Origin of the sequence: Amycolatopsis sp. NPDC004625 (assembly GCF_040609695.1) — a bacterium.
Taxonomy (GTDB): domain Bacteria; phylum Actinomycetota; class Actinomycetes; order Mycobacteriales; family Pseudonocardiaceae; genus Amycolatopsis.
On sequence record NZ_JBEXKX010000032.1, the window covers coordinates 105,658 to 119,147 of the forward strand.

12 protein-coding genes are annotated in these 13,490 nt (G+C 72.3%); 5 read left to right on the forward strand and 7 right to left on the reverse strand.

Going from position 1 to position 13,490, the window contains the following annotated elements:
- Positions 1-2 precede the first annotated feature (2 nt).
- The 3 genes from ABZW17_RS31250 to ABZW17_RS31260 form a co-directional block, all read right to left on the reverse strand.
- On the reverse strand, positions 3-1,046 hold the full coding sequence (locus tag ABZW17_RS31250) for a 4-oxalomesaconate tautomerase (protein ID WP_354822277.1): 1,044 nt from the start codon (positions 1,044-1,046) through the stop codon (positions 3-5).
- A complete protein-coding gene (locus tag ABZW17_RS31255) occupies positions 1,043-1,747 on the reverse strand; it encodes a 4-carboxy-4-hydroxy-2-oxoadipate aldolase/oxaloacetate decarboxylase (protein ID WP_354822279.1) in 705 nt (234 codons plus the stop codon). The genes ABZW17_RS31250 and ABZW17_RS31255 overlap by 4 nt, the downstream gene beginning before the upstream one ends.
- An 87-nt stretch (positions 1,748-1,834) precedes the next feature.
- The gene (locus tag ABZW17_RS31260; RefSeq protein ID WP_354822281.1) at positions 1,835-2,509 is read right to left on the reverse strand and encodes a GntR family transcriptional regulator; all 675 of its coding nucleotides are present in this window, start codon (positions 2,507-2,509) and stop codon (positions 1,835-1,837) included.
- 78 nt (positions 2,510-2,587) lie between these two features.
- Between ABZW17_RS31260 and ABZW17_RS31265 the strand changes: the two genes are divergently transcribed.
- Entirely contained in the window at positions 2,588-3,358 is a 771-nt protein-coding gene (locus ABZW17_RS31265) for a DUF1932 domain-containing protein (RefSeq protein WP_354822283.1), read from the forward strand.
- An 83-nt stretch (positions 3,359-3,441) separates the two neighbouring features.
- Positions 3,442-4,755, forward strand: coding sequence for an MFS transporter (locus ABZW17_RS31270; RefSeq protein WP_354822285.1), 1,314 nt, complete (start codon positions 3,442-3,444; stop codon positions 4,753-4,755).
- A 26-nt stretch (positions 4,756-4,781) separates the two neighbouring features.
- Here the strand turns inward: ABZW17_RS31270 and ABZW17_RS31275 are convergent, their stop codons facing one another.
- Genes ABZW17_RS31275 through ABZW17_RS31285 form a run of 3 tightly spaced genes read right to left on the reverse strand, consistent with a single transcriptional unit; the run spans position 4,782 to position 8,084 of the window.
- Positions 4,782-6,134, reverse strand: a complete 1,353-nt coding sequence (locus tag ABZW17_RS31275) for an MFS transporter (RefSeq protein ID WP_354822287.1) — start codon at positions 6,132-6,134, stop codon at positions 4,782-4,784.
- Positions 6,135-6,168: 34 nt separating this feature from the next.
- The gene (locus ABZW17_RS31280; RefSeq protein WP_354822289.1) at positions 6,169-7,062 is read right to left on the reverse strand and encodes an amidohydrolase family protein; all 894 of its coding nucleotides are present in this window, start codon (positions 7,060-7,062) and stop codon (positions 6,169-6,171) included.
- Positions 7,059-8,084 carry an amidohydrolase family protein gene (locus ABZW17_RS31285; protein ID WP_354822291.1) on the reverse strand — a complete coding sequence of 342 codons (1,026 nt, stop codon included), beginning with the start codon at positions 8,082-8,084 and terminating at the stop codon, positions 7,059-7,061. Before ABZW17_RS31285 ends, ABZW17_RS31280 begins: the two co-directional genes overlap by 4 nt.
- A gap of 137 nt (positions 8,085-8,221) precedes the next feature.
- Between ABZW17_RS31285 and ABZW17_RS31290 the strand changes: the two genes are divergently transcribed.
- Positions 8,222-10,519, forward strand: a complete 2,298-nt coding sequence (locus ABZW17_RS31290) for a LuxR C-terminal-related transcriptional regulator (protein ID WP_354822293.1) — start codon at positions 8,222-8,224, stop codon at positions 10,517-10,519.
- An 87-nt stretch (positions 10,520-10,606) separates the two neighbouring features.
- The gene (locus ABZW17_RS31295; RefSeq protein WP_354822295.1) at positions 10,607-10,768 is read left to right on the forward strand and encodes a hypothetical protein; all 162 of its coding nucleotides are present in this window, start codon (positions 10,607-10,609) and stop codon (positions 10,766-10,768) included.
- A gap of 112 nt (positions 10,769-10,880) precedes the next feature.
- On the opposite strand, the gene ABZW17_RS31300 is transcribed toward ABZW17_RS31295, so the two are convergent.
- A complete protein-coding gene (locus ABZW17_RS31300; RefSeq protein ID WP_354822297.1) occupies positions 10,881-12,032 on the reverse strand; it encodes an acyl-CoA dehydrogenase family protein in 1,152 nt (383 codons plus the stop codon).
- Between the two features lie 184 nt (positions 12,033-12,216).
- Here ABZW17_RS31300 and ABZW17_RS31305 point away from each other — a divergent pair, with 184 nt between their 5' ends.
- Positions 12,217-13,383, forward strand: coding sequence for a carbohydrate-binding protein (locus tag ABZW17_RS31305; protein WP_354822299.1), 1,167 nt, complete (start codon positions 12,217-12,219; stop codon positions 13,381-13,383).
- The last annotated feature ends 107 nt before the right edge of the window (positions 13,384-13,490 follow it).

Consider the following 13,490-nt stretch of genomic DNA (forward strand, 5'->3'; position numbering starts at 1 on the left):
CCTCAGGATCGGGGGAAAACGGTGCCGTCGAACAGCTTCCGCGCGGTGCGGAGCACGGTCGACCGGCGGACGCGGGCCCCGTCGAATTCGATCGCCACGGCGAGCTTGCCGCTCGGGTGCTCGAGCTGCACGGGTCCGCCGCTCGTTTCGAGCAGCTCGTGGCCGACGGCGCCGTCGAGCAGCAAGGCCGTGACGACGCTGACGCCCCCGAGCACGCCGATCGACGGGTGCGGCTTGACCGGGATGAACGTCCGGGTGCAGATGGCGCCGCCGTCGCGCGGCGCGGCGACGAGCGTGGTCTTCGGGATCGAGCTGCCGCGGACGTCGCCGAGGCCCATCAGCTTCCCGGCTTCGATACGCAGGGCGTCGATGCGTTCGGCGAGCCGGGGGCCGGCGAGCTCCTCGACCGGCTCGTACCCGGTGACGCCGAGGTCTTCGGCGCGTGCAACGACGACCGGCATCCCGTTGTCCACACAGGACACTTCGACGCCACCGACGTCGTCCCGGACGTGGCCGGTGGGCAGGAGGCTGCCGCAGACGGATCCTTCGGTCTCGGTGAAGTCGAGCTCGACCGGGGCCGCGGTGCCGGGAACGCCGGAGATGGCGGTGCCGCCGCGGTAGTCGACTTCGCCGCCGGGCGTGGCGAAGGACGCGACGGCGATCGAACCGGTGTTGAGCAGCCGCACGCGGACGGTGGTGCGTTGCGGCCCGGCGGGCACGAGCCCCCGTTCGACGGCGAACTGCCCGACGCCGGCGAGCAGGTTGCCGCACGTCTGACGGTCGGAGACGGTGGGCTCCTCCACGCCGACCTGCAGGAAGAGGTAGTCGACGTCGTGGCCGGGATCGGTGGCTCCCGAGACGATCGCGACCTTGCTGGTGACCGGCTGCGCGCCGCCGAGGCCGTCGAGCTGGCGCGGGTCGGGGGTGCCCATGATCCGCAGCAGCAGGTCGTCGCGGGCGGCGGGCTCGGCGGGAAGGTCCCCGGCGAGGAAGTAGGCGCCCTTCGAGGTGCCGCCGCGCATGAGCATGCAGCGCACGCCGGTCATGCCTGCTCCTTTTCGTACTCCTCGGCGGTCAGGTAGCGGACGCCGAGGGTTTCGAGCTTCTCGCGCAGGCCGTAGCGGTCGAGGCCGAGCTGGCCGTTCGCGAACGCTTCGCGCGCCTCGGCTTCCTTCTCCAGCCGGGCTTTCGCCTGTTCGAGTCCATTTTGGACGTCCTCCCGGCGGACGAGGAGGACGCCGTCGTCGTCGGCCAGCACGGCGTCACCGGGCCGGACGAGCTGCCCGCCGACGACGACGGGCACGTTCACGGCCCCCGCGGTCGCCTTGACGGTGCCCTGCGCACTGACGGCGGCCGACCAGACGGGAAAGCCGAGCGCCCGCAGATCGGCGACGTCCCGGACCCCGGTGGTGGTGACGAGCCCCCGCACCCCGCGGCGGCGCAGCGCGGTGGCGAAGAGCTCGCCGAAGAGGCCGTCCCGGTTCGGCGACGTGGTGGTGACGACGAGGAGGTCGCCTTCGCGGCACTGCTCGACGGCCGCGTGGATCATCAGGTTGTCCCCGGGCCAGCAGAGCACGGTGACGGCGGTCCCGCCGACCCGCACGCCATCCTGGATCGGCCGGAGCCCGGCCTCGAGCAGCCCGGAGCGGCCGAGCGCCTCGTGAACCGTGGCGACGCCGTAGTCCGCCAGCCGGGCGACCTGCCCGAGGTCGGCCCGCGGCGGATCGGTGACGATGACGGGCTTCATGAGGCCACGGTACGATCCGGTAGCCAAAATTGTCAACAATTTTGGCGTCCAACCGATCGTCCCGGTACGCGAGGCGGCTGGAGGGGGTCAGGGGTGAAGGGGAGAGACTTCGGCGTCAGCTGCTTTCAGGGCCTCGATCACGCTGGCCAGGTGGATCCGCGCGGCCTCGGCCGCCTCCTCCGGACGGTTCGCGCAGATCGCGTCGATGATCGCCAGATGCTCCGGCAGCGAAACCTGGGGGCGGCCGGGGCGCATCGCCAGGCGGAACTGGTGCCGCACGCTCTGCCCGCGCAGCCGCTCCAGCACCTGCGCCGCCGTGTGCTGGGCGCTGATCTCGCGGATCCGGCGGTGCAGGCGCTGGTTCAGGCCCGAATACCCGACCACGTCGCCGCCCGCCACCGCCATCTGCATGCGCTCGCCCAGCTCGCGGAGCTCGCCCACCTCGGCGTCCGAAATGCGCTCCGCGGCCTTCGCCGCGCACAGCGACTCCAGCATCATGCGGACTTCGGAGATCTCGACGGCCTCCTCCAGCGACACCGCGCGCACCCGGGCGCCGCGGTTCTGCACCCGCTCGACGAGCCCTTCGTTCGTCAGCTCGATCAGCGCCGCCCGCACGGTCGCCCGGCTCGCCCCAAATTGCGCGGACAGATCGGCTTCGACCAGCCGCTGGTTGGGCACGAACTCGCCGCGGACGATGGCGTCGCGGACGGCCGCCACCACGGAACGCTCCCCCGGCTGCCGGTCCGCAGCACTCTCGGTCATAGCCTCGGCTCCGTTTTTGTTGACAATTTTGTCGAGCACATCGTGTACTCGATCGTAGCTGCCTGGGAGGATTCTGCTATGCCTGGAACCGTCGCGGTACTCGGACTCGGCGAAGCGGGCGGCGCGTTCGCCCGCGATCTGGTGGCCGCCGGGGTCACCGTCCGCGGGTACGACCCGGCCGTCGCGGCCACCGGCGGCGTGGTGGCCACCGGCTCCGAGGCCGAAGCCGCCCGAGGCGCCGACCTCGTGCTCAGCGTCAACAGCTCGAGCGCCGCCATCGAGGCACTGCAGGCCGGTCTCGCCGGGGTCGGACCCGGCGCGACCTGGGCCGACCTGAACACCGCCTCCCCCGGCACCAAGCGGCAGCTGGCCGCCCTCGCCGCCGGGCGCGGCGTTCCCTTCGCCGACGTCGCGATCATGGCCCCGGTCCCCGGCCGCGGGCTGCGGGTCCCGATGCTGGCCACCGGAACCGCCGCCGACACGGTCGCCGAGCTCCTGAACCCCCTGGGCGCGGCTGTCGAGGTGCTGGCGGGCGAAGCCGGCCTCGCCGCCGAGCGCAAGCTGCTGCGCAGCGTCTTCTTCAAGGGCATGTCCGCCGCCGTGGTCGAGGCCCTGAGCGCCGCGCGGGCCGCCGGCTGCGAAGACTGGCTGCACAAGATCGTCGTCGGCGAGCTCACCGCCGCGGACGCCGCCACCGTCGACCGGCTGGTCGACGGCTCCCACCGGCACGCCGTCCGCCGCACCGCCGAAATGACGGCCGCCGCCGAAATGCTCGCCGAACTCGGCGTGCGGGCCGACGTCGCCATCGCGGCCCGTGATCAGCTCCGAAATCTTGCTCAAGATTGTTGACAATCTTGAGGTGACTCTTGTGTTCAATATCTCACACGATGTAGCTTCGGACCTCGTCGCCGGCCGGGACGAAGGGACCGAAGATGTCCGCACCGGAGAACCGCCTCGCCGTCCGGGTCACCGCGCTGTGCTGGGTCCTGGTCCTGCTCGACGGCCTCGACCTGTTCGTCTACGGCGCGACCCTGCCGGGCGTCCTGGCGGACCGGAGCTTCGGCCTCACGCCCGTCACCGGCGGCGAGATCGGCAGCCTGACGACGTTCGGGATGCTGCTCGGCGCCCTCTCCGCCGGCCTCCTCACCGACCGCATCGGCCGCCGGAAGCTCATCCTCACCGACGTCACCCTCTTCTCGCTGGCGGCCGCCGCCTGCGCCGCCGCCCCGACGCCGGGGTGGTTCGGCGCGGCCCGGTTCGCCGCCGGCCTCGGCCTCGGCGGGCTGCTGCCCTCGGCCATCGCGATGGTCATGGAGTACGCCCCCGCGTGGCGCCGGAACCTCGCCGTCACCACCGTCATGACGGCGCACCAGGCCGGCGGCGCATTGGCCGGCGCCCTCGGGATGACGCTCGTGCAGTCGCTGGGCTGGCGGTCGGTGTACTGGCTGGGCGCGCTCCTGCTCGTGCCGGTCCTGCCGGCCGTCGCCTTCCTCCTGCCGGAATCGCTCACGTTCCTGCTGGCCAAGGGCCGGACCGGCCGCGCGCAGGCGATCGCGCACCGGTTCGGCGTGCCGACGGCGCCGTTCGCCCCGGAACCCGCCAAGGACACCGGCGGCCTGCGCGGCCTGTTCACGCCCTCGGTCCGGCTGACGACCGTCCTGTTCTGGATCGCCTCCTTCGCCGGGCTGCTGCTGGTCTACGGCGTCAACACCTGGCTGCCGACGATGATGCGCGGCAGCGGCAGCGGCTACAACCTCGGCTCCGCGATCAGCTTCCTGCTGGTGATCAACCTCAGCGGCATCGCGGGCATGCTCGTCGCGGGCCGCCTGGCCGACCGCTTCGGCGCCCGGCCGGTCGCCGTCGTCTGGTTCACGCTCACCGCGGCCGGCGTCGGCCTGCTGGCCGTCCGGATGCCGCTCCCGCTCACCTACGTCGTCGTGTTCCTCACCGGCGCGTGGCTGTTCAGCGCCCAGACCCTGATCTACGCGGCGGTGGGCGCCCACTACCCCGCCGCGAGCCGCGCCACCGCGCTCGGCTGGGTGTCCGGGGTCGGCCGCTTCGGCGCGGTGTTCGGTCCCTGGCTGGGCGGTGTCCTGGTCGCGAGTGGACTGTCCACACTGGGCTTCGGCGTGTTCGCCGTCGCCAGGCTCCTCGGCGCGGCGATGGTCGCGCTGGTGCGACGCCCGGCCCAGGTCACCCCGGCCGCCCCGCGGGTGGACACGGACGCCCCGGAACTGCGCAGGTGAACCCCTCACGGAAGAGGGGACGCCTTCTAGACGCCGGCCGGCGCCGTTGCCGTGTGCGCGAGCCGTGCCTGCCGGGTCCGCGGGCCGAAGAGCGCCAGCACCACCGCGCCGGCCAGCCACGTGCCGGCGATGAAGAAGAACACGCTCCGGTAGCCACTGCCGGTGTACAGCCCGGCCACGATCAGCGGACCGGCCGCGTTCGAGAGCCGCCCGAGGCCGTACGACACGCCCGTGCCCAATGACCGGCCGCGTGTGTCGAACAACTCCGGCGAGTACGCGTACCCGAGGGCCGTGTAGCCGCGCTCGAACATGTTGACCAGGAACCCGAACACCACGATCAGCACCGGGTTGAACGTCAGCCCGTAGAGCAGCCCGCACAACGCGATCACGGTGCCGAACGCGACCAGGCACCACTTGCGCTCGAAGCGGTCGGTGACCAGGGCGGCCAGGTACGAGCCGAGCGGCGCGCCGACCGTCGTGAGAGCCACGTAGAACACCGACTTCTCGACGCTGAACCCTTCTTTGGCCAGCAGCGTCGGCGCCCAGCTCGAACAGCCGAAGAACCCGATCGTCTGCGTCACCCACAGGACGGTGAGCAGCAGCGTCGGCAGCAGGTACTTCTTGCGCAGCAACAACCACAGCGGGGCCTTGGCCACCGGGGCCTCCGCGATCGGCGGCGCCGGCTCCGGCAGCGGGCCCTTCTCCTCCGCGACCTGCGCCTCGATCTCACGCAGGACCGCGTCCGCCCGTCCGTGCTCGCCGCGGCTTTCGTACCAGCGGGGCGATTCCTTGAGCCGCCGGGTGAACAGCACGAGCAGGACACCGAGCGCGCCCCACAGGTAGACCAGCCGCCACGCCCAGTCGCCGAGCGGGACCACGACGCTGGCGATCAGGTTCGTCACCGGCGTGCCGCAGATGCCGATCACGATCGCGTACGCCTGGTACTTGCCGCGGTTCGCCGCCGGGTACAGCTCGTTGACGTAGATCACCGCGACCACGGTCATCGCCGACAGGCCCGCCGAGGTCAGGACCCGGAACACGCCGAGGGACACGATGTCCCACGAGAACACCGCCGCGAACGAAAAGACGCCGAACCAGACGGTCGTCAGGACGAGCGCGTTCTTCCGGCCCCAGCGGTCGGCGATGGTGCTCGCGATGATCGAGCCGAAGAACATGCCGACGAACGACAGCGACGTCACGTACGCGACCTGGTTCACCGTCACGCCCCAGAGTTTGATCAGCTGGGGTGCGGTGGTGGCGAAGCTGTTGATGTCGGCGAACTCGAAGAAGTAGGCGAACGAGACGGCGAACAGGGTGACCTTGTGGAACCGGGCGATCGGCAGGCGGTTCAGCCGGTTGAGCGCATTGGCGTGCTGCATTGCATGCCCTTCGGTGTCTCCGGGAGTTCGGGGTTCAGGTGGTTTCGCCGGGCCAGTAGAGGCGCATCGGGTTGTCGACGAGCAGCTTCCGCCGCGCTTCGGAGGTGTCCGCGACGTGCCGGACGTGGTCGACGAGCAGGCCGTCGTCGGGCATGTGGTGCTTCAGGTTCGGGTGCGGCCAGTCGGTCCCCCACAGCACCCGGTCCGGGAAGTCGGCGACGACGCGGCGGGCGAACGGGACGACGTCGGCGTAGGCCGGGGGCCCGGTGACGGTCAGCCGCTCGGGGCAGCTCACCTTCACCCAGACGTCGTGGCGGCCGGCGAACTCCAGGAACCGGCGGAATTCCGGGCCGTCCACCGGCTTCGTGACGTCCGGCCGTCCCATGTGGTCGATCACCAGCGGCACGGGCAGCGTGCCGAAGAAGCCTTCCAGCCCAGGCAGGTCGGCGGCCTCGAAGTACAGCACGACGTGCCAGCCGAGCGGCGCGATCTTCTTCGCGATGGCGCTCAGGTCTTCGTGCGGTGAGGCGTCGGCCAGCCGCTTGACGAAGGTGAACCGCACGCCCCGGACCCCGGCTGCGTGCAGCTCCCGCAGTTCGGCGTCGCCGATGTCGGGCCGGACGGTCGCGACCCCGCGCGCCCGGCCACCCGCCGCCCGGACCGCGTCGACCATCGCGGAGTTGTCCGCGCCGTGGCAGGTGGCCTGCACGATCACGCTCCGGGAGACGCCGAGGTGATCGCGCAGGGCGAAGAGCTGCTCCTTGCTCGCGTCGCACGGGGTGTACTTGCGTCCGGGCGCGAACGGGAACTCCGCCTGCGGGCCGAACACGTGACAGTGCGCGTCGACCGTGCCGGGCGGCACCCGGAAGTCCGGTGTGGACGGTGCGGCGCACCAGTCCAGCCAGCCTGGTGTCTTCGGCGCGGTCACCGGCCCTGTCCCTTCAGGAGCGCGTCCAGGCGGGGGTAGACGGCGCGGGCGTTGTGCTCCCGAATGGCGGCCCAGTCCTCTTCGGACAGGTTCGCGGCCTCGGCGTACCGGCGGGTGTCGTCGAAGGGGTGCCCGGTTTGCGGGTCGACGCTGCGGACCGCGCCGATCATCTCCGACGCGAAGAGGATGTTGCGCGCCGGGATGACGTCGAAGAGCAGGTCCGAACCCGGCTGGTGGTAGACGCAGGTGTCGAAGAAGACGTTGTGCAGCACGTGTTCTTCGAGGTCGGGCTTGCCCAGTGCCATGGCCAGCCCGCGGAACCGGCCCCAGTGGTAGGGCACCGCGCCGCCGCCGTGCGGGATGATCAGCCGCAGCGCCGGGAAGTCGGTGAACAAGTCGCCTTGCACGAGCTGCATGAACGCGGTCGTGTCGGCGTTGAGGTAGTGCGCGCCGGTGGTGTGGAACGCCGGGTTGACGCTGGTGCTGACGTGCACCATCGCCGGGATGTCGTACTCGACCATCTTCTCGTAGACCGGGTACCACGACCGGTCGGTGAGCGGCGGGGCCGTCCAGTGGCCGCCGCTCGGGTCGGGGTTGAGGTTCAGCGCGACGGCGCCGTACTCCTCGACGCAGCGGGTCAGCTCCGGCAGGCAGGTCGCCGGGTCGACGCCCGGGGACTGCGGGAGCATCGCCGCCGGGACGAACCGCTCGGGGTAGAGCGTGCTGACGCGGTGGCAGAGCTCGTTGCAGATCGCCGCCCACGCCGCCGACGTCTCGAAGCCGCCGACGTGGTGGGCCATGAAGGAGGCGCGAGGCGAGAAGATCGTCAGGTCGATGCCGCGTTCGTCCATCAGCCGCAGCTGGTTCGGCTCGATCGTCTCGCGCAGTTCGTCGTCGCTGATCCGCAGGTCGGCGCGGACGGGCGCGGGGACGGCGCCGTCCAGGGCGGCGACCTGCCGGTCGCGCCACGCCGCGAGGGCGGGCGGTGCGGTGGTGTAGTGGCCGTGGCAGTCGATGATCACGGTTGTTCCTCGTCGCTTCGGGTCTCGATACTCGCACCCTAATCGTCGATGAGATTGTTAACAATATCTGCGACGAAGTAGTTGTGCTGCCCGCCGGTTCGGCTTGAGGCTCGTCCGTCCCGACCTACACTCTCCGCATGGGCGCCCGATCCCGCCGGAGCACCGGCAATCTGCCCGCGGAGCTGACCAGCTTCGTCGGCCGGCGGCAGGAGGCCGGGGACGTGAAGCGGCTGCTCTCGGCGGCCCGGCTGGTCACGCTGACCGGCGCCGGCGGCGTCGGCAAGACGCGGCTGGCCCTGCGGGTGGCCGCCGACGTCCGCCGGGCCTTCCCGGACGGCGTGTGGCTGGTCGAGCTGGCCGACCTCGGCGACCCGCGCCTGGTGCCGAACACCGTGGCGACGGCGTTCGGCCTGCGCGGCACCAGCGACCAGGCGGCCGGGCTCGCCGAGTACCTCGAGGACAAGCAGCTGCTCCTGGTGCTGGACAACTGCGAGCACGTCGCGGAGGAGTGCGCGATGCTGGCCGCGAAGCTGCTCGCGGCCTCCGGCGGGCTCCGGGTGCTGGCCACCAGCCGGCACACGCTGCACGTCGAAGGCGAGCACATCCTGCACGTCGAGCCGCTGCCCCTGCCGCCGGCCGAGGACACCGGCGCCGGCCCGGCCGAGGCGGTGACGCTGTTCACCGAACGCGCGGCCGCCGTCTCGCCGGGGTTCGCCCTCACCCCGGGCAACCGGGCGGCGGTGAGCCGGATCTGCCGCCGGCTGGAGGGCATCCCGCTGGCCATCGAGCTGGCCGCCGTCCGCGTCCGCGTGCTGTCGGTCGAGCAGGTGCTCGAGCGGCTCGACGACCGGCTCGGCCTGCTCACCTCGGGACCGGTCGCCGCCCGGCCCCGCCGCCGGACCCTGGACGCGGCGATCGGCTGGAGTTTCGAGCTCTGCACGCCCGCGGAGCAACGGCTGTGGGCGCAGGCGTCGGTGTTCCCCGGCGGCTTCGACCTCGACGCCGCCGAGCACGTCTGCGCGCCCGCCGGAGCCGACGGCGGCAGCACCCTGGACGTCCTCACGGGGCTGGTGGACAAGTCCGTCCTCAGCCGCCGGAACGGCACCTTCGGCCGGCACGCCTGGTACCGCATGCTGGAAACCGTCCGCGAATACGGCGGCGCCGAGCTGGCCGAAAGCGGCGACGAGGCCGGCGTGCGGGCCCGGCAGGCCGCGTACTACGCGGATCTTGCCCGCCGTTACCGGGCCGAGGGGTTCGGCCCGCGGCAGACGGAGTGGCTCGGCCGGTTCCGGCGCGAACAGGCCAATCTCCGGGCCGTGCTCGAACACTGCCTCGCCGCGCCGGAGCGGGCGGGCCGGGCGCTGGACATCGCGGCTTCGCTGTGGAACTTCTGGTACGGCGGCGGCCTCGTCCCGGAAGGCTGCGGGCACCTGCGGCGCGGCCTCGAGCTGTGCGGTGAGCGCACGCTGGTCCGCGCCCGGGGGCTGTACGCCATGGCGTTCCTGGCCATCCAGACCGCGGCACCGCACGCGGACCTGCTGGCGGAGCTGGCCGAGCTCGCCGGCGAACTCGACGACGAACGGCTCCGGGCCGGGCACGCGGAATGCGCCGGCATGGCCGCGTTCTTCGCCGGCGACCTGACGAGCGGCGCCGGACTGCTGGAGCGCGCGCTGGCCGGGTACCGCACGGCCGGGGACGCACTGCTGGTGTTCGACACGCTCGTCCTGCTCGCCGCCGCCCGCTTCTTCCTCGGCGACCCCCGCGGCGCGGCCGCCGCCGAGGAGGCCCTCGCCCTGGCCGACCGGCACGAGGCCCGGTGGTCACGGGGCTACGCGCTGTGGGCCGTCGCGATCCACCGGTGGCGGGCCGGCGAGCCGGGGGCGGCGGCGGAGCTGCTGCGCGAGGCCGTCGCGCTGCGGCTGCCGGACCGCACGCTGCTCGCGTTCCTCGTCGAGGCCCTCGCGTGGTGCCGCGCCGCCGAAGGCGCGCACGAGCGGGTGGCCCGGTTGCTCGGCTGCGCCGACGCGGTCTGGCGGCTCAGCGGCGCGCGCGTCGGCGAGATGAGCCCCTACCAGGGCGTCGACGAGCAGTGCGCGGCCTCGGCCCGCAAGGCACTCGGGCCCGAGGCGTTCGACGCGGCCTTCTCCGAGGCGGCCGGCTCCGGCCTCGACGAGGTCGTCCGGTGTGCGCTGGGCGAGCGGCCGCCCGCGGCACCGCCGGCCGAGGCGGCCCCGCCGGGCGGGCTGACCCGGCGGCAGCGGGAGATCGCCGAGCTGGTGGCGCGGGGCATGTCCAACAAGGAAATCGCGGCCGCGCTCGTCCTCAGCGGACGGACGGTGGAGGGGCACGTCGAGAACGTCCTGGTGAAACTCGGCCTCACCTCCCGCACCCAGGTGGCGTCGTGGCTGGCGGGCCGGCCCGGGCGACCCGCGTAGTGATCCGGGTAGTTTCCCCGGTCCGCTCCGTCCGGCGTCCGGACGATCCTGGTCCCCGCGACCAGCCACCGCCCGGAGGAGGACGAGGTGTCCATCGATTCGGCGCCGCAGACCTGCCCCCGGTGCCGGCGCCCGACCGTGCTGATGTCCCACCCGTGGGGCCGGCAGTGGGTGCACCTCGGCACCTGGCGGCCGCAGTGCGGCAATCCCCCCTGGACCGTCCACGCGGCCGCAAACCGGACCGGGTAGGGCACTTCGGACCAGCCGGGCACGCGGCGCCACCTCGCGTGCCCGGCGGAGCGTGGGGGGCCGTGCCATCCCCTCCCCCCAAGACGGCACGGCCCCCCACGCTCGTTCCCGCTCAGCCGAGGGGGTGACGGCGGATCAGCTGCCGGGTGATCACGGTCCGCTGGATCTCGTTGGTGCCTTCGCCGACGATCATCAGCGGCGCGTCCCGGAAGTAGCGTTCGACGTCGAATTCGGTGGAGTAGCCGTAGCCGCCGTGGATCCGGACCGCGTCCAGGGCGACCTCCATCGCCGTCTCGGAGGCGAACAGCTTCGCCATCCCGGCTTCGAGGTCGGCGCGCTCGCCGGAGTCGTAGCGCCGGGCGGCGTGGTGGACGAGCTGGCGGGCCGCCTCCAGCTTGGTGGCCATGTCGGCGAGGTGGTTGCCGACCGACTGGTGCTGCCAGATCGGCTTGCCGAACGTCTCGCGTTCCTGGGCGTACCGCAGGGAATCTTCGAGGGCGGCCCGGCCGACGCCGAGCGCGCGGGCGGCCACCTGGATCCGGCCGAGCTCCAGCCCGCGCATCATCTGCGCGAACCCGCGGCCGGTTTCGCCGCCGAGCAGCGCGGTCGACGGCACCCGGAAGTCCGCAAAGGACAGTTCGCAGCTCTCCACGCCCTTGTAGCCCAGCTTCGGCAGGTCGCGGGAGACCTCGAAGCCCGGGCCGTGCTCGACGAGCAGGATGCTGATGCCCGCGTGCGCGGGTTCGGCGTGCGGATCGGTCTTGCACAGCAGGGCGACCAGCCGCGAGCGGCGGGCGTTGGTGATCCAGGTCTTCGCGCCGTCGACCACATAGGACTCGCCGTCGCGGCGGGCGGTGGTGCGCAGCGCCTGCAGGTCCGAGCCGCCGCCGGGCTCGGTCAGCGCCATCGTCGCGCGGACCTCGCCGGTGGCCATCCGCGGCAGGTAGCGCGCCTGCTGTTCGGGCGTCCCGTGCCCGGCGACGAGCTCGGCGACGACGGTGTGCCCGCCCATCGCGCCGGCGAGGCTCATCCAGCCGCGCGCAAGCTCCTCGGTGACCTCGGCGTAGCACCGGGCCGAGACCGGCGTCCCGCCCCACGCTTCGGGGACGGCCAGGCCGAAGACGCCGAGCTCCTTCATCCGCTCGATGAGCGCTTCGGGGTAGGTGTCGGTGTGCTCCAGTTCGCGCGCCACCGGCCGGACGTCCCGGTCGACGAAGTCCCGCACGACGGCGACGATCCCGGCCTCTTCCTCGGTCAGCTCCATCCGCTGTCCTTCCGCTCGGCTCGCCCCCATCATGACGCTCCCGGCCACGGCCCGAGCAGAAATTACCAAAGGTAAGTTCTCTCGCCTTCTTGACATGACCAATGGTCAAGAGGAAGGTACTGGCCACCTGATTCGTCTAGACCAATCGGCGCTCCCCGCGGACGGCATCCCCAGGAGGAGACCCATGTCCCGCAAGACCCGCACCACGACAGCAGTCCTGACGAGCGTCGCGACCGTGGCCGCGACGGCCCTGCTCCTCTCCGGCGGAGCCGACGCCAGCCCGGCGGCCGCAGCGGCCGATTGCGGCGTGCTGTTCGACGACTTCCACTACGCCTCGCCCACCGATCCCGCGTTCGGCGGGGCCGGCTGGACCACGCGCAACGACGTCGGCAGCCCCGGGGTGCCCGGTGCGCGCTGGCTGACGAGCAACGTCAGCTTCCCGACCGTCGGCGGCGAGCGCGTCGCCCAGCTCGCCGCGACCACCGACGGCAGCGCGGCGGGCACGACCCACGCCGAGCTGTACCAGAACCAGCTGCGGTTCCTGAACGGCACGTACGCCAGCCGGGTCCGCTTCACCGACGCGCCGGACAGCGGTTCCGACGGCGACCACGTCAACGAAACCTACTTCACGATCTCCCCGCTGCGGTACGACCGCGACCCGCTCTACAGCGAGCTCGACTTTTCCGAGTACCTGCCCAACGGCGGCTGGGGCGGCCCGCAGGCCGACTACCAGACCAGCTGGTACACCTACTGGAACAACCCGGCCTGGGACGGCCTGCGCACGTCCACCGCGCAGAACCGCAGCTTCGCGGGCTGGCACGACGTCGTCACGCAGGTCTCGGGCGGGCACGTGAAGTACTACATCGACGGCGTCCTGACCGCGGACCACACGACCGACGCGCAGGGCGACCCGGTGTACCCGCGCACGCCGATGTCGATCAACTACAACATGTGGTTCATCGACACCGCCGGGCACACGAGCGGCACCAGCGTCTACACCGAACAGGTCGACTGGACGTACTACGCGGGCAACCAGGTCGTTTCGCCCACCGACGCCGTCGCGAAGGCCGGGCAGTACCGCAGCGCCGGAACGTCCCATGTGGACACCGTGAGCGGCTGCACCACCCCGCCGCCGACCACCACCCCGACGACCACGCCGACCACGCCCACGACCCCGACCACCCCGTCCCAGCCCGCCGGCTGCTCGACGGCGCCGGAATGGGACTGGGGCACGGTGTACCTCGGCGGCCAGCGGGTGAAGCACAACGCCCACCTGTGGCAGGCCAACTGGTGGACCCAGGGCTCCGAGCCGGGCCTCACCGCCCAGTGGGCCGACCTCGGCCACTGCTGACCCCTCCCCCGCGGCCGGGGGGGGGGGGGGGGTGGGGGGGGGGGGGGGGAAGCCGGGAACCGAACACGCCCCACCCCACCGCCACCCCCCACCCCAGCCCCACACCA

Coding starts and splice junctions, on each gene's coding strand:
- ABZW17_RS31250 (WP_354822277.1), bottom strand. CDS start 1,046: ATGACCGGCGTGCGCTGCATGCTCATGCGCGGCGGCACCTCGAAGGGC.
- ABZW17_RS31255 (WP_354822279.1), bottom strand. CDS start 1,747: ATGAAGCCCGTCATCGTCACCGATCCGCCGCGGGCCGACCTCGGGCAG.
- ABZW17_RS31260 (WP_354822281.1), bottom strand. CDS start 2,509: ATGACCGAGAGTGCTGCGGACCGGCAGCCGGGGGAGCGTTCCGTGGTG.
- ABZW17_RS31265 (WP_354822283.1), top strand. CDS start 2,588: ATGCCTGGAACCGTCGCGGTACTCGGACTCGGCGAAGCGGGCGGCGCG.
- ABZW17_RS31270 (WP_354822285.1), top strand. CDS start 3,442: ATGTCCGCACCGGAGAACCGCCTCGCCGTCCGGGTCACCGCGCTGTGC.
- ABZW17_RS31275 (WP_354822287.1), bottom strand. CDS start 6,134: ATGCAGCACGCCAATGCGCTCAACCGGCTGAACCGCCTGCCGATCGCC.
- ABZW17_RS31290 (WP_354822293.1), top strand. CDS start 8,222: ATGGGCGCCCGATCCCGCCGGAGCACCGGCAATCTGCCCGCGGAGCTG.
- ABZW17_RS31300 (WP_354822297.1), bottom strand. CDS start 12,032: ATGGAGCTGACCGAGGAAGAGGCCGGGATCGTCGCCGTCGTGCGGGAC.
- ABZW17_RS31305 (WP_354822299.1), top strand. CDS start 12,217: ATGTCCCGCAAGACCCGCACCACGACAGCAGTCCTGACGAGCGTCGCG.